16 protein-coding genes and 1 pseudogene are annotated in these 21,269 nt (G+C 72.2%); 6 read left to right on the top strand and 11 right to left on the bottom strand.

Features of this window, described 5'->3' with window-relative positions:
- Positions 1–75 precede the first annotated feature (75 nt).
- From EJG53_RS40830 to EJG53_RS36830, 9 genes and pseudogenes are all read right to left on the bottom strand, one after another.
- Entirely contained in the window at positions 76–603 is a 528-nt protein-coding gene (locus EJG53_RS40830; protein WP_154806428.1) for a hypothetical protein, read from the bottom strand.
- Positions 604–692: 89 nt separating this feature from the next.
- The gene (locus tag EJG53_RS36865) at positions 693–1,658 is read right to left on the bottom strand and encodes a hypothetical protein (protein WP_125048514.1); all 966 of its coding nucleotides are present in this window, start codon (positions 1,656–1,658) and stop codon (positions 693–695) included.
- A 6-nt stretch (positions 1,659–1,664) separates the two neighbouring features.
- Positions 1,665–2,138 carry a hypothetical protein gene (locus tag EJG53_RS36860; protein WP_125048513.1) on the bottom strand — a complete coding sequence of 158 codons (474 nt, stop codon included), beginning with the start codon at positions 2,136–2,138 and terminating at the stop codon, positions 1,665–1,667.
- Positions 2,139–2,457: 319 nt separating this feature from the next.
- Positions 2,458–3,438 (bottom strand): annotated as a pseudogene (locus tag EJG53_RS36855) (RNA polymerase sigma factor); the annotation flags it as partial.
- 149 nt (positions 3,439–3,587) lie between these two features.
- A complete protein-coding gene (locus EJG53_RS36850; RefSeq protein ID WP_125048511.1) occupies positions 3,588–5,987 on the bottom strand; it encodes a penicillin acylase family protein in 2,400 nt (799 codons plus the stop codon).
- A 127-nt stretch (positions 5,988–6,114) separates the two neighbouring features.
- A complete protein-coding gene (locus EJG53_RS36845; RefSeq protein WP_125048510.1) occupies positions 6,115–6,927 on the bottom strand; it encodes an SDR family NAD(P)-dependent oxidoreductase in 813 nt (270 codons plus the stop codon).
- Between the two features lie 116 nt (positions 6,928–7,043).
- Positions 7,044–8,498, bottom strand: a complete 1,455-nt coding sequence (locus tag EJG53_RS36840; protein WP_244955490.1) for an aldehyde dehydrogenase family protein — start codon at positions 8,496–8,498, stop codon at positions 7,044–7,046.
- An 86-nt stretch (positions 8,499–8,584) separates the two neighbouring features.
- Positions 8,585–9,997, bottom strand: coding sequence for a M20 family metallopeptidase (locus EJG53_RS36835; protein WP_244955489.1), 1,413 nt, complete (start codon positions 9,995–9,997; stop codon positions 8,585–8,587).
- Between the two features lie 233 nt (positions 9,998–10,230).
- The gene (locus EJG53_RS36830) at positions 10,231–12,648 is read right to left on the bottom strand and encodes an ArnT family glycosyltransferase (RefSeq protein ID WP_176602272.1); all 2,418 of its coding nucleotides are present in this window, start codon (positions 12,646–12,648) and stop codon (positions 10,231–10,233) included.
- A 1,082-nt stretch (positions 12,649–13,730) separates the two neighbouring features.
- Between EJG53_RS36830 and EJG53_RS36825 the strand changes: the two genes are divergently transcribed.
- The 4 genes from EJG53_RS36825 to EJG53_RS36810 all read left to right on the top strand — a co-directional run bounded on the left by EJG53_RS36825 (position 13,731) and on the right by EJG53_RS36810 (position 16,550).
- Positions 13,731–14,054: a WXG100 family type VII secretion target gene (locus EJG53_RS36825; protein WP_125048508.1), complete on the top strand. Its 324-nt coding sequence runs from the start codon at positions 13,731–13,733 to the stop codon at positions 14,052–14,054.
- Positions 14,051–15,418 (top strand): EndoU domain-containing protein, encoded by a 1,368-nt coding sequence (locus tag EJG53_RS36820; RefSeq protein ID WP_125048507.1) that lies wholly within the window; start codon positions 14,051–14,053, stop codon positions 15,416–15,418. Before EJG53_RS36825 ends, EJG53_RS36820 begins: the two co-directional genes overlap by 4 nt.
- Before the next feature lie 16 nt (positions 15,419–15,434).
- Positions 15,435–15,839, top strand: a complete 405-nt coding sequence (locus tag EJG53_RS36815) for a hypothetical protein (protein WP_125048506.1) — start codon at positions 15,435–15,437, stop codon at positions 15,837–15,839.
- Positions 15,840–16,061: 222 nt separating this feature from the next.
- Entirely contained in the window at positions 16,062–16,550 is a 489-nt protein-coding gene (locus tag EJG53_RS36810; protein ID WP_125048505.1) for a glutathione peroxidase, read from the top strand.
- 7 nt (positions 16,551–16,557) lie between these two features.
- Here EJG53_RS36810 and EJG53_RS36805 read toward each other — a convergent pair whose 3' ends face one another.
- Positions 16,558–17,019, bottom strand: coding sequence for an STAS domain-containing protein (locus EJG53_RS36805; protein ID WP_125048504.1), 462 nt, complete (start codon positions 17,017–17,019; stop codon positions 16,558–16,560).
- 585 nt (positions 17,020–17,604) lie between these two features.
- Positions 17,605–18,987, bottom strand: a complete 1,383-nt coding sequence (locus EJG53_RS36800) for an SLC13 family permease (protein ID WP_125048503.1) — start codon at positions 18,985–18,987, stop codon at positions 17,605–17,607.
- 149 nt (positions 18,988–19,136) lie between these two features.
- On the opposite strand from EJG53_RS36800, the gene EJG53_RS36795 reads away from it, so the two are divergent.
- Both EJG53_RS36795 and EJG53_RS36790 read left to right on the top strand, forming a co-directional pair.
- Positions 19,137–19,682 carry a GNAT family N-acetyltransferase gene (locus EJG53_RS36795; protein WP_125048502.1) on the top strand — a complete coding sequence of 182 codons (546 nt, stop codon included), beginning with the start codon at positions 19,137–19,139 and terminating at the stop codon, positions 19,680–19,682.
- Positions 19,683–19,862: 180 nt separating this feature from the next.
- A complete protein-coding gene (locus EJG53_RS36790) occupies positions 19,863–21,218 on the top strand; it encodes an NAD(P)/FAD-dependent oxidoreductase (RefSeq protein WP_125048501.1) in 1,356 nt (451 codons plus the stop codon).
- The last annotated feature ends 51 nt before the right edge of the window (positions 21,219–21,269 follow it).

The following is a 21,269-nucleotide window of genomic DNA, read 5'->3' as shown; positions in this document are numbered from 1 at the left end:
TCCGGTGCGGGTTCTCTCGTGACGCACCGAACGCTACGGGCAACGGCCGCGCCGCGGAACGCCTTCGGCCGGGCTTCACTCCCGCTCGTCCGGCGGCGTCCCGGGCGCGCCCACGACCACCTGGGTGGTGTGGCGGACGGTGGGCGCGTCGGCGCTGGTCACGGTGGTCGTCATGGCCCCGACCGGCCCCGGGGCGGCCCCCTGCCGCGGGGTGAGGGTGAACGGGGTGAAGGTCATGCCCTGTTCCACGTCCCCCAGCACACAGGTCATGATCCGGCCCGCCAGAGCGCACCGGTGCCCCTCGTCGACCCAGGCGACGTCCGCCCGGCCCGCGAGGGCGGACAGGTCGATCCGTACGGTGACGTCCTTGACGACGCGCGGCTCCCTGGCCTGCAAGGTGATCCGGTACGCCGCCGGGCCGTCGTCCCGGCGGATGGAGTACGTGCCCGCCATACCGACGAGCCTCAGCTCCGGCTCCCCGGCGGGCTCTCCGGCGACGGCGGCCACCGGCGCGTTGCCGCCGGCCCTCACCGTCACGGCCAGCGTCACCAGCACCGCGGCCGCGGCGGCCCCCGCCACGCGCTGCGACCGTGTCCCCGTCATCGATCCGTTCATACGAGGCCAGACCGGCTCGCATGCAAGATGGTTGCACGCTGGACCAAAATCCGGTGGCTCGGCGGGGCACTTGCCCCTCACCGCGGGTCCGTCCCGTCCTGGGGCTGGGTGCCCGGCATGAGCTGGACCAGGATCGTGTCGTCGTCCTCGATGACGAAGGCGGGGTCGGTACGGGCGCGCCAGCCGACGGGGAGGACGTAGTAGCGGCGGTCGCGTTCGAGGATCAGGCGCAGCCCCGTGTAGCGGTAGCGGTAGTGCATGCCCGGGAGGGTCTCGGTCACCAGGCCGGGGCCGGTCAGGCTGAGGCGTTCGACGCTCAGCACGACGACGGCGGGGCGGCGCACGAGGTGGGCGGCGGCCGAGCGGGCGTCCTGCGTACCGAGGCGGCCCGCGACCAGGGCGATCATCCATACGAGGAACAGTGCCGCCGCCGCGACGGGGAAACCTCTGCGCCACAGGCCGCGCGGCGGGCGGGCCGGGTTCGCCGCGTCGCTCTGGCCCAGCACGAGGCCGGCGGCCACCAGCAGCGGCGCCGCCCATCCGTACGGCTGGATGTGCTGCCACAGCAGCATCAGCACGACACCGGCGGCCACGAACAGGACGTACTGGCGGGCGACGGCCCGGACCGCGCGGCGCACCCCGAGGGTGACACGGTGCGGGACGTGGAGCGCGACGAGCAGCTCCGGCAGGCGCGGTGTCACGGCCAAGAGGGCGAGGCCGATGAGGACGGGCAGGGTCACCAGGCGCAGGCTCCAGATGATCATCTGTGGGAAGCCGAAGCCGAGGATCGACGCGCGGACGTGGAAGTAGGCGAAGTAGGCGCTGCTGTGCATGACGCCCGCGTAGAACATCAGGCCGCCGACGAGCGATCCGGCGCCCAGGACGGTGTTGGCCCACTCGAACCGCTGACCGGACGGCGGCGGCGTGCCGGAGGCGGGCGGCGGCGGGGCGGTACGGCGGAGCTGTCTGCGCCGCCGGGCACGGGCGCGGGCACGGGCCGCGACGACGGCCGGATCGTCCGGTACCGCAGGTGGGGCGCCCATCGCCGGTCAGGGCACGTCGCCGGCGGCCGGGCTGGGGCCGGGCCGGGTGTTCCCGGTGTCCGACCGCGCGGACTGCCGGCCCTGCTCGGTCGGGCCGCCGCCCCCGTTCCGTTCGGACCGCCCGGTGTCCGTCCGCGAAGGGCCGGGGGAAACCTCGTCCGTCGGCGGAGAGTCCTTCACGCGGCACGAGACCCGCTGCCCCGCGGCGTCGGTGCACGAGGGCGGGGGCGACTCGTGGCCCTGGCTGGGCGTGTCGCCGACGCCGATCGTCTCCGGGTTGCCGGTGTCCTCCGGCGGCTGCGACACCGGTGTGATCGGGTCGCCGCCCTGGCTGTACGCGGCCGAGCCGCCGCCGGCGCCGTGCGAACCGTCACCGGCGCCCCCCGAGCCGTCTCCGGCTCCGGGCCCACCGGCGCTCGGCCCACCCGCGCTCGACCCGTGCGCGCCGGGCCCGCCGCCCTCGGTACCGCTCCCGGACACCGTCGATGCGACACCGCCGGACCCCGCGCCGGGCGGGACGCCGCCGGGACCGGGCCCGCCGGACCGGCCACACGCTGTGGTGGTGGCGAGAAGCACCAGCACCACCGTTGCGGTGGCACGACCGGCTTTCGCTGCTGCGGACCTCATCCCGGACCCCCGTCCCCCGCGAGCCGCTGCTGCGAGGCTAGCAGCGGCCCGGCGACGGGTCACCGGGCTGCGGAGGGCGCATCGCGCGGGGCGCGCGCCCCCCGGCGCCGCTCCCCCGCGAGCCGTCCGGCGCTCCTCCCCCGCAAGCCCTCCGGCTCCCGGGCTTGCGTCCCTAGTCCAGGTAGTCGCGCAGCAACTGGGACCGCGACGGGTGGCGGAGCTTCGACATGGTCTTGTTCTCGATCTGGCGGATCCGCTCGCGCGTCACGCCGTAGACCTTGCCGATCTCGTCGAGCGTCTTGGGCTGTCCGTCCTTGAGGCCGTAGCGCATGGAGACGACGCCGGCCTCGCGGTCGGCCAGGGTCTCCAGGATGGAGCGCAGTTGCTGCTGGAGGAAGGAGAAGCCGACGGCCTCCGCCGGGACGACCGCTTCGGTGTCCTCGATCAGGTCGCCGAACTCGCTGTCGCCCTCCTCGCCCAGCGGGGTGTGCAGGGATATCGGTTCACGGCCGTATTTCTGTACTTCGATGACCTTTTCCGGGGCCATGTCGAGTTCCTTGGCCAGTTCTTCCGGAGTGGGTTCGCGGCCGGTGTCCTGGAGCAGTTGGCGCTGAATCCGCGCCACCTTGTTGATGATCTCCACCATGTGGACGGGAATACGGATCGTCCGGGCCTGGTCGGCCATCGCCCGGGTGATGGCCTGGCGAATCCACCAGGTCGCGTACGTCGAGAATTTGAAGCCCTTGACGTAGTCGAACTTCTCGACCGCGCGGATCAGACCGAGGTTGCCCTCCTGGATCAGGTCCAGGAAGAGCATGCCGCGGCCGGTGTAGCGCTTGGCGAGCGAGACGACAAGCCGGAGGTTGGCCTCGACCAGGTGCTCCTTGGCGCGGGCACCGTCCGCGACCAGGATCTCCAGCTCGCGCCGGAGCTTCCCGGCGGGCTCGCCGGTGTCCAGCTTCTCCTGGGCGAACAGCCCGGCCTCGACGCGCTTGGCCAGCTCCACCTCCTGCTCGGCGTTGAGCAGCGGCACCTTGCCGATCAGCTTCAGATAGTCCTTGACCGGGTCGGCGGAGGCTCCGGCGCCGGCGACCTGCTGCGCCGGCGCGTCCCCCTCGTCACCGTGGGACAGGGTGAATCCGCCGGCCGCCTCGATGGCCGTACCGTCGGACGGTACGGCTTCCGGGGCCGGGGATTCGGTTGTCTCCTGCGGTCGCATGACGGGCGAGGTGAGTGACACGAGGAACCTCTCGATACACATAGGCACGGTGCACGGCGAGCACCTCTTTATTCATCGCGCACTTACCGGTGGTTTGTTACACCCCCTTTCCCGTGATCTGAATCACGGTGGTCCGGCGGGGTGTCCGCGGCCGGCTCGTCCGGCGGCCTCAGCATGATCACTTGGGTGGTGTTCCGTTCGACCGCGGCGCGGCCGTACAGGAGCGGAAAGGCGCCGTCCGCCGCCCAGTCCGCGAACAGGTCACGGTAGTGCGGGCTGCGCGGGTCGCCGGACTGGCCCGGCGCGTTCATGGCCACCGAGGCGTCCCAGTCACCGACGTCGATCACCAGCCGGAAGGTCGCCCCGGCAGTCTGCCGGAAGTCCGGGCCGTACGCGGTGGCATCGACCGTGTCGCCGCTGCCGCCGCGCGGCGCGGGCCCGGCCCGGGTCCAGTCCGGCGCCTGCCCGCCCAGCCACCCGGTGAGCGGATGTCGAGGTTCCGCCTGGTGCAGCGCTCCCCAGGTCCAGCGGGCGCGGTCCGGTCCGAGCAGCCGCCCGAGGTCGGCGAGCGCGGGGGGAAGGGTGTCCAGGACGGCCGTACGCAGGGTGCCGTCCGGGTCGGGGCCGAGCCGGTCGCCCGGTGTGAGCAGCAGGTCCAGGTCCACCCGGGGGTCGGTGGTGGCGGCGTCACCGACGGGCAGGACACGGGCCAGCGCGGCGGCCAGCCGGTCCAGGGGCACCAGGCGGGCCAACGCCCGTTCCCTTACGGCCGGACGCAGGTGCCGCCGGAACCAGACCTCGAAGAGCGCCGCGGGGAGGGAGCCGGGCGCCAGCTCACCGTCCCAGGCGCGGAGCTGCTCCAGCGCCCATGCCACGTCCGGGTCGTCGCTGCTGACGCCGGCCAGCAGCGGCTGGAGGCGGCGTGCGGTCAGGCTGGTGTGGTCGGTCTGCAGGCGCACGCAGTCCGCGACGGTCCAGCCGGTGCGCGCGGCGAGTTCCGCGGCGATCCGGTCGTGACGGACGGGCGCGTGCCAGTCGTAGGTGACGGTCCGGTCGGCGTTCGGGTAGCCGGGCGGGAGGTTCATCTGATTGGCCGTGGCGAACCAGCCCTGCGCGGGGTCGCGTACGGACGGCAGCGAACTTACGGGATGGAAGCCCGCCCACTCGTAGCGGCCGTCGCCGGGCACCGGCAGCGTGCCGTCCCAGTTCGGACGGTCGGGGACCCGGCCGCCCGGCTGCCAGCCGATGGTCCCGTCGGGAGCGGCGTACACCTGGTTCTCACCGGGGGCGCCCCACCGGTCCATCGCGGTGACGAAGGCGTCCGGGCCGTCCGCCGTCAGGTACCCGGTACTGCCCAGGTACGGGGCCATGCCGGGGCCGAGCCAGGCCGCCCGTACCGCGAACGCGGTGCCGCGCTCCGGGTCGTCGTGGATCACCGGGCCGTGCCGGGTGAACCACAGGTCCACGGTGGCCGGCTGCCCGGCGTCGCGCACCGGGACCGTCTCGGTGACGCGGCGCATCGGCTCCCAGCGGCCGTCGTACCAGTACTCCCGCGGGTCGGCGGGGTTGGTGCGGTAGACGTACAGGTCCTCCTGGTCGATCGGGAAGATCGTCAGCCCGAAGGCGATCCGGCCGTTGTGGCCGATGGAGATGCCGGGCAGCGCGGGCTCCCCCGCGCCGACGGCGTCGATGCCGGGGGCCGACAGGTGCGCGAGGTAGCGCAGCGCGGGCAGGGTGACGGCGCGGTGCGGGTCGTTGGCGAGCAGCGGGCGGCCGGTGGCGGTACGGGACGGGGCGATCACCCAGTTGTTGCTGCCGTCCGGCCCCTGGGACGGCCCGCCGTTCTCCCACGGCGGGGTGGTGGCCAGCCGGTAGACGCGCAGCACGTCGTCCGGGATGACGGACAGGTCCAGGCCCTCCGGTACACGGAGGTCGTGCGCCGGCTCCCGTACCCGCCGCAGCTCCTCGGCCTCGGGGCCGTGATCGCGCAGGGTCAGCGCGCGGGCGACCTCCTGCTCCAGGTTGTAGAAGAGGCCGTGGCTGCGGATGCGGGCGATGTCGGCGGGCTCCCAGTAGGCGGGCCGGTGGCCGAGCAGCTCGAACTCGGGCGGGAGGTGCGCGGGATCGGCCCGGCAGAGCGCGACGTACGCGTTGACACCGCGCACGAAGGCGTCGGCGATGCGCTCCGTACCGGGCCCGTAGGCGGACCATTCGGCGGCCATGTCGCCGCGGTACAGGAAGAGCCGGGCCGCCCGGTCGTGTTCGAGGCAGCTCTCCCCGAACACCTCGGAGAGCAGTCCGAGTCCCCGGCGCCGCCACAGGTCGATCTGGAAGAGCCGGTCCCGGGCGGCGTTGAAGCCCTGGGCGAGGAAGAGGTCGTCCTGGGAGGCGGCGTAGAGGTGGGGGACGCCCCAGCGGTCGATGCGGATCTCGACGGGGGCGGTGAGGCCGGGGAGGGGGAAGGTGGTGGGGGGCGGGGGCATGTGTCTCCGTGGTGGGTCCGGGGTCTGATGTCCGAGTTCCGGGTTCCGGTACTTCGGTGTGCCGGTGCGGGTGGGCGGCCGGGCAGGCGCCGGGCGGGCAGGCGAGTGGCCGGCCGGGCTGGCGGGCTCAGAGCGACGGCTCGTACCGGCCGTCGACCGCCGTCCACCCGCCGTCGACCGCCAGGACGCTGCCGGTGACGAACGTGGACGCGTCCGAGACGAGGTAGGCGACGGCGCCCGCGATCTCGTCGGCGCGGGCCCAGCGCCGCAGCGCGGACGCCTGCGCGTAGGCGTCGTACCACTGCGGGTCGGCGGCGATCTGGTCGGTGAGCGGTGTACGGACCACTCCGGGCGCCACCGCGTTGAACCGGACGCCGCGCGGCCCCCACTCCGCCGCGGCCGTCCGCAGGAACTGCACCAGCCCGGCCTTGGACGCCGCGTAGACGCTCTGCCCCGGCTCGACCTGGAAGGCGCGCATGGAGGCCAGGCCGACCACGCTCCCCCGGCCGCGCTCCGCCATACCGGGTGCCACGGCCTGGACGAGGGTGAAGACCGCCCGCAGGTTGAGGGCGACGACCCGGTCGAACTCGGCGGCGGTGTAGTCGGTGATCCGCTTGCGTACGTTGACGCCGACGGTGACGACCAGCCCGTCCAGGGCGCCCCACCGCGCGGCCGCGTCCCGTACCGCGTCGCCGTCCAGCACGTCGAGGGGGAACGCGGTCGCCGTACCGGTCCGGCTGCCGGGGGCCGGGGTCTCGGCAGCGGCCGCCTCCGCCGCCGAGAACGCGCCGGCCGCGTCCACATCGGCGACGATCACCTCGGCACCGTGGGCGGCCAGGGCACGTACCGCCTCCCGCCCGATCCCGCCGGCCCCGCCGACGACCGCGACCCGCCGACCGTCCAGGCGGAACAGCTTCGCGTACTCGGTCACCTGGTCCATGGGGTGCTCCGGGGTTGTGGAGTGCGGGGCGGGGGGGGCTCCAGGGGGGGTACGGGAACGGGCTTCTGAGCCGTGGGGAGTACGGCCCGTACCGTCGCCGTCGCCGTCCCCGGCGCTCACGGGCGGATCACCGCCATCCGCGTCACCGTCAGTTCCTCGATCGCGAACCGCGGGCCCTCGCGGCCCAGCCCCGAGTCCTTGACGCCGCCGTACGGAGCCACGTCGCTGCGGTAGCCCGGCACCTCGTTGATCACCACGCCGCCGACGTCGAGCACGTCCAGCGCCCGGAAGGCGGCGTCCAGGCCGCGGGTGAAGACCGCCGCGTGCAGCCCGTACCGCCCGGCGTTCACCAGGTCGTACGCCGCGTCCAGGTCCGGGACCGTACGCAGGGCGACGACCGGCCCGAAGATCTCCTCGTCCCAGGCGGGCTGGCCGTCCGGCACCTCCGCCAGCAGGGTCGGCGCCACGCACCGGCCGACGCGGGTGCCGCCCGCCACCAGCCGCGCCCCGGCGGCGCGGGCCCGGTCGATCCAGCTCAGCACGCGTTCGGTGGCGGCCTCGTCGATGAGGGCGGCGACCCGGGTGCGCTCCTCGCGCGGGTCGCCGACGACGACGTTGGGCAGCCGTTCGGCGATCCGCCGCTCCAGCTCGCCGGCGATCTCCGCCACGGCGATCACGCGTTGCACGGCGATGCACGCCTGGCCGGAGGCGTAGTAGCCGCCGCGGGCCACCGCGTCCGCGGCGGCGTCCAGGTCGGCGTCGGCGGCGACCACGAGCGCCGCGTTGGAACCGAGTTCGAGCACCACCTTGCGGGGCGCGGCGTCCCGGGCGATGCGGTGGCCGACGGCGGCGGAGCCGGTGAAGGAGACCGCGGCGACCTCCGGGTGGGTGGTCAGGGCGCGGCCGACCTCGGTGTCGCCGGTGACCAGTTGGACGGCGCCGGCGGGCGCGCCGGCCGCGGTGAGGCGTTCCCGTACGAGGTGGACCAGCCACAGGGTGGCCAGCGGGGTGGCCGGGGCGGGTTTGACGATCACCGAGCAGCCGGCCGCGAGCGCTGGGGCGATCTTGTGGGAAGCCAGCATCATCGGGTAGTTGAAGCCCGCGATGCCGACCACGACACCGACCGGGCGCCGGGTCCAGAACCCGAACATGCCGTCCCCCGAGGGCAGCAGGTCCAGCGGCACCGTCTCCCCGTGGATGTGCACCACCTCGTCGGCCGCGGCCTGCCAGGTGGCCACGGCCCGCCGGACTTCGGTACGGCAGTCGATGCGCGGCTTGCCGGTCTCCCGTACGAGCAGATCCTCCATCGGACCGGCCACGTCCGCCAGGTCCGCCGCCACGCCGCCCAGCACCTGACGCCGTACGCGCGAGGCCAGCTTCGCCACCCGGGGGCGGACGGCCACGGCGTGTGCGACGGCGCGGCGGGCGAGGTCCGGGTCCCCCACCGGCGCCGTGGCGAACTCCTCGCCGTCGTACGGGAAGATCACCGGACCGGTACGCGGGGCGGGCACCCAGCCGTCGCCCACGGGGAGGCGGCCAGGGGGTACGGGCGGGGCGGGCGACGCGTCCACGGGCGGAGCGGGAGGCGCGCCTACGGACGGGGCCGGAGGCACGTCCGGGGTGTCGTCGCGGCTGCCGCGAGGGCCGACCGGAGGCGTCATGCCGCGTCGCCGCCTTCCTGAGTCCCGGGATCGGGCGGCCCGGTGCGGCTCTCGCTCCCGTCGAGAAAGTGCCGGGCCGCGACCGCGTACACCCGCGCGTATTCGGCGATCTCCCGCACCTCCACGTACTCGTCCTTCTGGTGGGCGATCCACTTGCCGCCCGGCCCGTAGACGACGGTCGGCAGGCCCGCGTCACGGGTGAGGATCGTCCCGTCGGTCGTGCCGGGGACCGCGCCGAACGGCGGCTCGACGCCGTGCACCTGCCGGTGACCGGCCACCAGGGCCCGGACGAGCGGATGGCCGGCGGCGATCTCCACGGCCGGACGGTCGTCGACGACGGTCAGCTCGACCGTGACCCCCACGTCGGCCGCGGCGGCCACGGCGGACTGCCACAGCCGCTCGACGACCTCGGCGTGGTCCGTACCGGGCACGGTCCGTACGTCGATGCCGAGCACGCCGTGGCCGGGGATGACGTTGAGCTGGTCGGGGTCGCCGGCGCGCAGCACCGTCGGAGTGACGGTCACCGTCCCGGCGTGCGGGTGGGTCCCGTACCGCCCGGCCGCCCACTTCTCGGCCTCCGCGAACGCGGCGACGGTGCGCGCGCCCGCGACCAGGGGATTACGTCCCTCCTGCGGCATCGCGCCGTGCGCCATCACCCCGCGCAGGTCCAGCCGGAGGCGGATGCCGCCGCGGGCCGAGGTGCACACCTCGTACCCCTCCGGCTCGCAGACGACGACGCCGTCCACCTCGGCGGCCATCGGCGAGGCGGCGAACGCCTTGGCGCCGAGCATCAGCCCCTCCTCGTCGCACAGCACGCCGACGACGATCCGGCCGGGGAAGGGCCCGGCCTGCTGGAGCGCCCGCGCCCCGTAGATCATGGCCGCCACCCCGGACTTCATGTCCGCGGCGCCGCGCCCCCACAGCCGCCCGTCGCGGATCTCCGCGCCGTACGGGTCGACGCTCCACGCGGCGGCGTCGCCTTCCGTCACGACGTCCGTGTGCCCCTCGAACATCAGCGTGCGGCCCGGCCCGCCGCCGCCCTCGACGATCGCGACGACGTTGGGCCGTCCGGGGGCGACCTCGACGACGTCGTACGGCCAGCCGAACTCGGTGAAGAGCCGGCAGAGGAGGTCGACGGCAGGCTGCTCGACGGTTTTGGCGCCCGCGGCGTTGACGGTCCGCAGCCGGACCAGATCCTGCGTGAGGGCCACGGCGGCCGCTTCGTCGACGGGCGGCAGGGCGTACGAGGGCAGGGCGTCCGAGGTCAGGGCGTCCGGCGAGGGGGCGTCTGACGGCGCGGCGTTCGACGGCGCAGGCGCGGCGTCCGACGGCAGGGCGTTCGACGGCTCGTCCGCCGCCGGTACGCCGGCGTCCGGGCCGGGCGGCACGACGCTCGGGCTGCTGTGCACGGCACCCTCCAACTCCCCTGACGCGAGGTCAGGAGACCGGTCGGACTGCGGACCAGACGGTTCCCCGTACTGTGCTGGCCCGCTCGCTCACGGGTCAAGAGGGGCACGACGGGCCAAGAGGGTCATAGCCGGCGAGGGGCGGAAGAGGGGACGTGGTGGGGCTCCGCCGCTTCCTCGCCGGGAGGCGTGGTGGGTGCGGGCGTCGTCAGGCGGGTGCGTCGGCGCGTACGGCGTCAGGCGCTCGTGCTCGCGGGGGAGCAGCGGTAGAGGCTCTGGGCGACGCCAGGTCCGGCACCAGCTCCAGCTTGGGCCGTCCCCGCCCCAGCTTTGACTCCGGCCCCGGCTTGCTGCCCGCCCCCGCTGCCGCTCCCATTGCCCTTTTCGCTACCGCTGCCGCTCCCACTCCCACTGCCGGCGCCCGTCTCACCGCCGTACGCCGACGGGTCGACCTTCTCGCACGCCGACCGCACCCACCGGCTGATCCGCGCCGTCTCCGAATTCCCCACGCCGTCCCCCGCGCCGACGAGCGCGAAGCGCAGTTTCCCGGCCGCCACCAGGCGCTGGTACTCGCTGAGGGTGACCGGTTCGGTCCCCGCCGCGAAGCCCCCGAGCGGCAGGACCGCGGAGCCGCCGAGGCGGATGTACGGCTCCGCGGTGAACAGCCCGGCGGAGAAGGCGTAGTCGGCGGAGCCACGGCGCCGCTCGACGTAATCGAGGATCTTGCGCTGGGTGTCCGTCAGCCGGGTGGGCGTGCCGAGCGTGGAGTCCTGCGGGCCCGCGGACGCCGAGTGCGCGGAACCGGTGTAGCGCGGGTCCAGCACGGACAGCGACCAGGTGGCGGGTGCCGCCGTCATCGTGACACAGCCGACGATCAGCCCGGCGATGGCGATGCGCCCCGCGCGGGCGCGCTGACGGGCGCGGGCGTACTGCTGCGCGCGGGCATGCGCCGGAGCGCGAGAGGCGTCCGATCCACTCCGGGCATCCGGTCCACTCGGAACGTCCGGTCCATCCTCGCCGCGCCGGGCGCGAAGGACGCCGTGGGCGAGCAGGCCGACGGCGACGAGCGCCGTCACGACGACGACGGGGATCAGCCATGGCACCCAACCGGAGTGACCGGAGGCAAGATAAACCGCCCAGGCCGCCTGCGCCGCGATGACGGCCGGAAGCAGCCACGTACGCAAGACCGCCCAGACACCGTATCCGGCACGGCTCCCCTTCCCCTGAGGTGCAGTCACCTCCCGCCCCTCGACCTGACGGCGCATCAAAGGCTCACCCTCATGCCTCCGATGAACGCGCCAGAGCGTGACAACCCCGGCGGCGGAGAGCGCGGCGAGGCCGGGCGCGAGGGCGGCCATGTACGTGGCGTGCGGGACGTTGATGGCGCTCATGACCGCCATCGCCGTCAGCAGCCATCCGCCCCACAGCAGGTAGCCGCCGCGCACCGGGTCCGTACGGGGTTGTTTGCGGCGGGTGACGAACCCGAGGACGAGGGCGGACAGCGCCAGCGGGAACAGCCAGCCGATCTGCTGCGCCAGGGGCGCGCGGAAGAGCTTGAGCCAGCCGCTGGTCGGGGCGCCCACCGCCACGTGCGCCCCACCGCCTTGGGCCTGTTGCCCTCCCTGGGCCAGACCGGTGCCGGGCGCGGCTTTCACGCCCGAACCGACCTGCCCGGGAACATGCCGCCCGGAACCCGTCTTGGCAGAAGCCGCGGCCCCGCCACCCGCTCCGGACGCCCCCTTGGCCGTCCCTGCCCCTGCCCTCGGAGTCGTACTGTTTGCGGCATCGATGTTCCACCCGGACTTCAGCCGGTCGAAGCCGTTGTAGCCGAACACCATCGACAGGGCGCTGTTGTCGCGCGACCCGTCCACGTACGGCCGTGCGTCCTTCGGTACGACGGTCATCAGCAGGACCCAGGAGAACGAGACGGCGAACAGCACCGCGCCCGCGGTCAGCAGATGGCCGAGCCGTTTGCGCAGCGCGGCCGGTGACACGACGAAGTACGCGACGGCGAGCGCCGGCACGATGATCCACGCCTGCATCATCGCCGCCTGAAAGGCCAGTCCCACCCAGACCGCCGCCAGCAGCAGGGGGCGCAGGCGCCCGGTGCCCATCGCCTTCGCGCACTGGTCGGCGGCCAGCACCAGGCACATGGTCAGCGGCGCCTCCAGCAGCGCGTGCCCGAACATCGACGCCGCCACCGGCGTGAGGGTCAGCACTCCGGCGGCGAGCAGACCGGCCGCCGGGCCGCGCCAGCGGCGCACCGTGCGGTGGATCACCAGGACGCAGACGACACCCTCGACGCACTGCGGGAGCGTCAGGGCCCAGTTGCTGAACCCGAAGATCCGCGCGGACAGCGCCTGCGGCCACAGAAAGCCGCCGATCTTGTCCAGGGTGACGGTGGACGCCGGGTCGAAGGCCGTGAAGAGGAACGCCTTCCAGCTCTCCGACATGCTGCGGACGGCGGCGGCGTAATACCCCGCGTAGTCGCTGCTGGTGATGTTCCAGGCGTACAGCACCGCGGCGAGCGCGGCGATACCCAGGAGGGCGGGCCGGTCCCAGCGCGGCCGGCCCACCGGGGTGTGCCAGAACTGCCAGCGGCCGTGCGGCCGTTCGGTGAGGACGGGCCGGTCCACGAAGGTGGTGGCGGACATGGTGGTCTCTCCCGGAAGCGGAGGGGTCGGGGCACCGCAGGGCGACGGTGGTGTCTCCGGCGCGGGCACGACCGCGCGGGGCGCCGCCGCGGACGGCGCCTTCGGAGGTCGGCGGCCTTGCGCCGAGGCCGGTTTTCAGGGGAAGTGCATTACCGGCGGCGACGGCACCGGAATAGCGGGATGTCCCGCCACAGGAAAAGGGCACGGCCGTACGTGGGTTCCGGTGCCGCCTCGAACACGCCACCTCACCGTGCCACGTGAACATGAGAGAAACATGAGCCACGGAAGCGGAATGACGAATCCTGCTGCGTCCAGCATGTTTCCGGTCAATCCCCCGGAGCGTCCCCTCCGGTTGCCACCACCAAAAATTCCAACCCCACAGAAACGCTTCCCCTAGCCCGCCAGGCACCCAACACCACCCACCCGACCAGCACTTCCGCCCACCCTTCAGCCACCTACCCGCCGCCACCCTCCTCACTCGATCAACCTTCAACCAGCCACTTTCCGACCCCCTCCCCACACTCCCCTCCATAAACGACGGCACAAAGCATGGCCGATACCACCCCCTCACAGAAAGGGGATAGCCCGCACACAGCAATTACACAGCCGAGTTATTACCGACAACCTGACACTCCACCAAGACCACCCCCACCGCGAAGCCCGCCCCCTACCCGTCCTGCCCGAGACGCGCCCGAAGCCCGCGGGAACGTATCTTCTGCCCATCACCGACGCGAGGGCTTCTCCCCCCGCCCCCCGTGGCGAACCGCACCCCAGACCACCACCTCCGTGTTGACTCCGAACATGCACGACACACAGAACCCCCCACACCCACAACCACACCACCCCCACCAACCAACCCACCACTCACACCAACCGTTCCACCCCCACCAACCCCGGGACGGCAACACCCCGATCTTCGACCAACTACTCAGAGAATGGCACACCGGCGCGCTACGACCACGACCGTCCTGGCCGCTGGAGAGCGACGAGAGGTGAACAGCAGCACGCTTGCGAATGCGGCACTGTCAGTGGCTCGCGATAGGTTGTAGGTACACCCGAAAGCACAGTTCCAGGGGGGACCTATGGCCGGCGGCGGCTTCGACATCGACACGGACCAACTCAAGTCCGCAGCGCCGCGTTTCCATCGGGAAGCGGACGCACTGGCGAAGGCGGCGAGCAAACTCAAAGGCTCGCTGGACGGGCTCGGCTCACCGTGGGGAGACGACGAGCAAGGGCAGAAGTTCCAGCACGTGTATGCCCCGCATCGCGAACAAATCGAAAAGGCTACCCAAGCCTTGGTCAAGGGACTGGAAAGTATCTCCAAGGCCATGAAGGACATGGCGGACAACCACGAGGAAGCAGACCGTTCCTCGTCTTCCGGCTTCGGCAAGGGCGGTGGCCAGTGAGCGCCGCCGACAAGGCGAAGGAGATCGTCCAGGACCTGACCGGCATGTGGTGGCCGGAAGGCGACGAGGACGAGCTGCGGGAGGCTGCCCGCGCGTGGCGGACCTTCGCCGACGACGTGGAGGACGTCACCGCCGCCGCGCACAAGCCCGCCCAGGACGTCATCGACAACAACAAGGGTCCGGGCATCGAGGCGTTCGGCGACTTCTGGCGCAAGTACCACCACGGCGGCAAGGGCTACCTGGACGATGTGGCGTCCGCCGCCCGGGACATGGCCAAGGCCCTGGACAAGTTCGCCGACGAGATCGCCGCGGCCAAGAAGAAGATCGAGCACGAGCTGGAGATCGCGGGGGCCGTGCTGGTGGCCGGTACGGCGCTGGCCCTGTTCACCGGCGGCATCAGCGAGATAGCCGCGGCAGGCGCCACCGAGGCGATCGTCGCCGCGGCGGGCACCGCGGGCGTGGCCGTGTCCGCCACGGTCGCCGAAATCGCCGGAACGGTCCTGGCCACCGCAGCGATCGGCAGCGTCGAAGCCATCACCGTGGACGTGGTCGTGGCCCAGGGCGGCCGCAACCTGCTCGGCGACCAGAAGGGCATCGACCTCGCCGAAATGAAGGACGCCGGCACCTCCGGCCTCCTTCTGGGCGGCGCCTTCGGCGGAGCCGTCCGCGGCGCCCGGGCCATCGGAGAAGCCGGGGGCGTCAAGAACGTCCTCGGCAACATGAAGCTCGACGGCCTGCGCAACATCAATGTCCCACTGCGCAACTTCAGCAAGCGGTGGCACACATTCGACAATCCGCTGCGCAACCTTAACCTGTCGCTGCCTGATCTGGGCGGCCGCCGCTTGGCCATGGCCGGTGGCGGACCTGTCGGTCCCATAGGTCGCCCCCTGCTGCGCAATGCTCAGGGCAACGTCGGCGGGCTTGCCCGCGCCAAGCCGAGCGGCAAGTTCCCCGACTCCGCCCGGCATCACGTGCTCAAGGGAGAAATCAAATACGGCGCGAACGGCCAGGCGCGGGTCACGGGGTACCACGTACGCCCCGGAGGGCGGGACAGGCCGGGCGTGAAGGTGCCGAAGATCACCGACCGCGATCACGCGTCCGGGCTCACACGGGGGCATGTGTGGATGAAGAATCCCCGTGACGGAGAGTGGATCAAGAAGCGTGCACAGAGCACCTTTTTCCCTGAGAGCTGGACTCCCGCACAGTGCGACCGGGCCATCCGCAAAGCGTTTATGAATGCGGAAGTCGTCGACCCCATCAGCAACATGTGGGAGAGCACATACAAGGGAATCCGGATCCAGGGGTACTACGACCCGGTCACCGGTCACGCCCTGACCGGATACCCTGTCTTCCCACCGTCATAAGAGAGGTTTCCTACCAATGGAGCGAGTCACCGAGTACTTCGCCAGCGATGGCGGCTACCCGAGGTATGCGGGTCCCAACGACCTGCGCGTACTGGGGCAATGGGTGACGACGGACATCCAGCTCGCCCCCAACAGCCTGCTGGAAGTTGCCGCCTTGGTCGCAGCGGCCCGACGTAATCCCAAGGCTCAGGTCGAAGAATTCGGCGGCAATGCACACTATGCGGAGATTTCCCCTGACGGCGTACGCATCCAGAACGAGCACGTTGACCATGTGCAGGGCAACTTCACCGTCGACCAGGCCGCCGCTGTCCTGTCGGACTTCTGGAACTACTGCATGGCCGTGATTCCGCAGAGGGCGCAAGAGGCCCGGAACGCGTTCATGGCCGAGCACGGCCACGACCCCGTCCCGGAATTGGCCTGAGCACAGGGCTCGGCCGGTCGACGAGCGTCCTTCAGTCACCCGGTTCGGCATGTGACGCCGCGCCGGGTCATGCACGGCACCGGCCGTTCGGATTCCACCAGGTACACCGCCCCGCCCACTCACCCCAACAGGAGCGGCGGACGGGGAAGAACGCGCGGGCAGGCGCTGTTGTTCCCCACGAAGTCCGTCCGCGACAGCGGTCCCATAGCGAGGAGCCTGAACGTGAGCCTGTACGACATCCCCCTGCGCACCCTGAACGGTGAGCCCGCCTCGCTGGCCGACTACCGGGGCCGCGTCCTGCTGGTGGTCAATGTGGCGTCCAAGTGCGGTCTGACGCCGCAGTACTCGGGGCTGGAGCGGCTCCAGCAGCAGTACGGTGACCGTGGCTTCAGCGTCCTCGGCTTCCCCAGCAACCAGTTCGCCGGTCAGGAGCCGGGCAGCGCCGAGGAGATCGCCACGTTCTGCTCGACCACCTACGGGGTCAGCTTCCCGCTGTTCGAGAAGACGGACGTCAACGGTCCGGACCGGCACCCGTTGTACGCGGAACTCGCCCGCACCGAGGACGGCGCGGGCGAGGCCGGTGACGTGCAGTGGAACTTCGAGAAGTTCCTCATCGACGCGGAAGGGAAGGTCGTGGGGCGGTTCCGGCCCCGGGCCGAGCCCGAGGCGGCGGAGCTGACGGCGGCGATCGAGGCGCACCTGCCGGCCTGACGTCCGCTCAGGCGACGGCCGTGTCCGAGGGAGTGTCCGGGGCGGCCGGGTGGCCTCCGTTCTCGGGGTGTGTACAGGTGCAGCCGTCGTCCGGACGGGGCTCGGCTGTGAGTCCGGGTATGGCGTCGGGGTCCGGGTCGAGGCAGAGGTCGAAGGCGGGGAGCAGGCCGGTCAGGCGCAGCAGCCGCAGGACGCTCGGGCTGTCGGCTACTCCGGCCAGGCGCAGACGGCCCGCCTTGGCCTCGACCCGGCGCCGGGTGCGGCACAGCATCGACATGCCGCAGCAGTCGATGAAGGTCACTTCCCGCACGTCCAGGACCAGATCGGGGCGGCGCGCTCCGGTGATCTCGTCGAGACGCGCGGTCAACGCGGTCGCCGCCAGGATGTCCACTTCTCCACTCAGGACCACCACCGTGGTCGCGCCCACCACGTGTTCCCTGCTCGCGTAGCTCCGCCCCTGCTCCACCATGTTTGTCCCCACCTCCGTGCCTGTGCGTGTGATGCCGCCGCACGCTGGCGGTGGGGACGTACGGAAGATTGGGGACTCGCCCGTTGCGGCCCGGGCGGAGATGACCACCGTCGGCGTTCGGCATCCGCGCGGTGCCAGCCTCCGGCGGGGTCCGGGTCGTCGGCTGCGCCCTACGTGTCTACGGCTTACCCGCTGGCCCCACCGTCAGTCCGGACGGCACATACGTAATGAAGTTGTCTCAAACTCATGCCATGGGCCTGTTCGGTGGACGTTCGCCCACCGGAGGGCGCAAGTGTGACGGCGGTCACGGCGGGCCGTGTCGGTCCGATGGGGCGGTTGCCGGGCGGGATGGGGTGGGGAGGAGCGGCGGCTGGGGCAGGAATGGTGCGATATGCCCGCCTCTCGGTGCCGTGCTTCGGCTGAAGGACCGAGCTGTTTCCGGTCAGCGCTTATCTCTTGCCCACACTTGCCTTACGTGGCGTCTGCGCGCCCTTCTCGCCAATCGGTCACAAGTTCACTCGGTTCACTCAGTCGGGCGAAGCGTCAGCATGTTCGCCGAGCCAGAGCCCTCGGGGGGGCGGGCCGTCATGTGCCGATGAGCTGCAAGGCTCCCCACAGGGCCAGTGTCGACAGGGCCAGGCCCCCGGGGACGGTCAGCAGCCCGAGCCGGGTGAAGGTGCCCAGGTCCGGCGCGTCGCCCCGGTCCTGGAGGATGCGCCGCCACAGGAGCGTGGCCAGCGAGCCCACGTACGTCAGGTTCGGGCCGAGGTTTACGCCGATCAGTACCGCGAGGACGGGCCCGGCGCCGCCGTGTGCCGCGACCGGGAGCAGCGTCAGCACGGCCGGCAGGTTGTTGATGACGTTGGCGAGGAGGGCGGCGAACACGGCTACGCCGAGGAGGGCGGGCAGCGAAGCACCCTCGGGCAGCAGCCGGTCGACGGCACCGCCGAGACCGTTGGCGACGACCGCCTCGACCACGACGCCCAGGGCCAGCACGAAGAGGCAGAAGAAGGGGTTGGCCGCCTTCACGATGCCGGCTGCGGTGCCGGTCAGGGAGCTGGTCGGGGAGTCGGTTGCGGCATCAGCCACGGTGGCGGTGGAGGCAGTGCCGGTCACAGCCGTGTCCCGGCGCGCCATCGCGCGTATTCCGAGGACGAGCACACCGCCCAGTGCCGCCCAGACCGGGGCGACCCCGGCGAAGGAGGTCACGACGAAGCCGGCGAGCGTCAGCGAGAGGACCACGAGCGCGAAGACCGGGAGCGGTGGCGTAGCGGCCCGCTGCTCGCGCGCCTCCCCCGCACCGGGCTCCCCCACGCTGGAGCCCCCCGCGTCCGCGCGCCGTTCGTCCTCCGCCAGTTCCCGGCCGAAGAACCGCCGGAACACCACGTACTCGAAGGCCACCGCGACCACCCACGGGAGCGCCATCAGGGCGGCGAACCGCGTGAAGGACAGCCCGGCCGCGCCGAGAGCCAGCAGGTTGGTGAGGTTGGAGACGGGCAGCAGCAGCGAGGCGGAGTTCGAGAGGTGGGCGCAGGCGTAGAGGTGCGGCCGGGCGCGTGCGCCGGCGTGCGCGGCGGTGGCCACGATCACCGGCGTGAGCAGAACCACCGTCGCGTCCAGGCTGAGCACCGCCGTGACCGCTGCGGCGAGTACGAAGACTCCGGCCAGCAGGAGCCGCGGCCGTCCCGCGCAGCGCCGCGCCAGCGCCGCGCCCGCCGCCTCGAACAGCCCCTCCTGGGCGCACAGGTACGCCAGCACCAGCACGGCGGCCAGAAAGCCGACGACCGGCAGCAGCTTGTGCACCTGCTCCCACGCGGCGTCCGGCGACACCGCGCCGACCAGTACGAGCAGGCCCGCCGCCGGTACGGCCGCCACCGCCTCGGGGGCGCCGCCCGGCCTCCGTACGGCAAAGACCAGGACGCAGACCAGCAGCAGGAGGGAGAGGATCTCGGCGACAGCGGTACTCACCCCCGCAAACTACAGGGGCGGATCCGCGGGGAGATATTGAGCCGATTAGGGTGGATTTGCGGATGCTCTCTGCCTCAGCAGTCCGCCAGCAGTCCGCCGCCGCTCCACAGCCCCACCGTTCCACCGTTCCACCGAAAGGAGCGCCGGTCATGCCGACACCGGACGCGTACGACGAGATCGCCCTGCACCCGCTGCGGCCCGAGCACCTCCCGGCCGTCCTGGAGCTGGGCGAACGGGTCTACGACACCGACGCCATGCCGTACACCGGATGGTCGCTGACCGCCGTCGCCACGCACCTCGACGCCTCCGTGCCCGCCTGCCGGGTCGCAATGGCCGGTGACCGGCTCGCCGGGTTCGTGCTCGGCTCGATGACCTTCGAGCAGCGGGAGGACTGGGGCTATCTGGAGTGGATCGCGGTGGATCCGGACTTTCAGGGGCGCGGGGTGGCCGGGCGGCTGGTGCAGGACTGCTGCGCCGCGCTGACGGAGGCCGGCGCCTCGTCCGTGGTGACCGACGTCGAGGTGAACAACACGGCGTCGGCGGCGCTGATGCGCCGCAACGGCTTCACCGAAGGCGTCACCGTCACCCTCTTCGTCCGGCCCGGCACCGGCGAGGCGGCGCACCGCGGCGGCATCTCCCTGCCGCACTTCGCCCGTACCGGACGCCCCCGGCCCACCCGTCGCGACGGCCGCTGAACCCGCGGCGGCCGGACCGTGACACACACGGCAGCCGACCCGTGACGCACGTGGCAGCCGGGGTACCTGTTTCTCACCCGGTCGCAGGAGGTACCCGGTGGGCGCGGTGGCGAGGGCCGCCGCCCCGTGCCAGCGTGGCCGGGAGCCGACACAGCTGCCGAACAGAGGCGAGGACGCGTCATGGAACGACCCAGAGTCCTGATCGTGGGCGGCGGCTTCGCCGGGGTGGAGTGCGCCCGGGGCCTGGAGCACGGGCTGTCCGCCGAGACGGCCGAGATCGTGCTGGTCACACCCAACAACTACGAGCTGTATCTGCCGCTGCTGCCGCATGTCGCCGCCGGAGTGGTCACCCCGCAGTCGATCGCGCCCTCCTTGCGGCGGATCCTGCGCCGGACGCGCCTGGTGCCCGGCGGGGTGATCGGCATCGACACCGCGGCGAAGGTCTGCGTCGTACGGCTGATCACGGGTGAGACGACCGACATCCGGTACGACCGGCTGGTGCTGACGCCCGGCAGCATCACCCGTACGTTCGACATCCCTGGCCTGACGACGTACGCGCGAGGCATGAAGACGCTGGCCGAAGCCGCGTACATCCGGGATCACGTGATCGCGCAGCTCGACATCGCCGCGGCCTCGACCGACCCGGAAGAGCGCGCGGCGCGGCTCCAGTTCGTCGTCGTCGGCGGCGGCTACGCGGGCACGGAGACGGTCGCCTACCTCCAGCGGCTCACCAACGCGGCCGCCCGGCGCTACCCGCGGCTGGACCCGACCCAGATCAAGTGGCACCTCATCGATATCGCCCCGAAGCTGATGCCCGAGCTGGGCGACCGGCTGGGTCAGAAGGCGCTGGAGCTGATGCGGCAGCGCGGTACGGAAGTGTCGCTCGGCGTCTCGGTCGCCGAAGTGACCGAGGACTGCGTGGAGTTCACGGACGGGCGGGTACTGCCGTGCCGGACGCTGATCTGGACGGCGGGCGTGGCGGCCAGCCCGCTCATCGGCACCCTCGGGGCGGAGACCGTACGGGGCCGGCTCGTCGTCGACGCCGATCTGACCGTGCCGGGCACGCCGGACGTGCTGGCCTGCGGTGATGCCGCGGCCGTACCGGACCTGACGAAGGGCGCCGGTGCGGTCTGCCCGCCCACCGCGCAGCACGCCCAGCGGCAGGGCAAGCACGCCGCGCGCAACATCATCGCCGGGCTGCGCGGGGCGCCGCGGACCCCGTACCGGCACAAGGACCTCGGACTGGTCGTGGACCTCGGCGGCATCGACGCGGTGTCCAAACCGCTGGGGTACGAGCTGACGGGGCTGCCCGCCCAGGTGGCGGCGCGCGGCTACCACCTGCTGGCGCTGCGTACCGGTGTCGCCAGATTCCGTACGGTGGCGAACTGGCTGATCAACGCCACAGCCGGGGACGATTTCGTACGGACCGGTTTCCAGGCCGAGAAGCCCGCGACGCTGCGTGACTTCGAGCGGACCGATGTCTATCTCTCGGCGGAGGACGTACGAGAGCGGCTGGCGGCGCACAGGGCCGGGTGAGCGCGGGAGTGCGCGGGGGGAGCGTGCATGCGAGTGCGCGGGGGTGCACGC

The sequence above is a fragment of the Streptomyces chrestomyceticus JCM 4735 genome (assembly GCF_003865135.1).
Taxonomy (GTDB): Bacteria; Actinomycetota; Actinomycetes; order Streptomycetales; family Streptomycetaceae; genus Streptomyces; species Streptomyces chrestomyceticus.
This window is presented reverse-complemented; position numbering and strand designations above follow the sequence as displayed.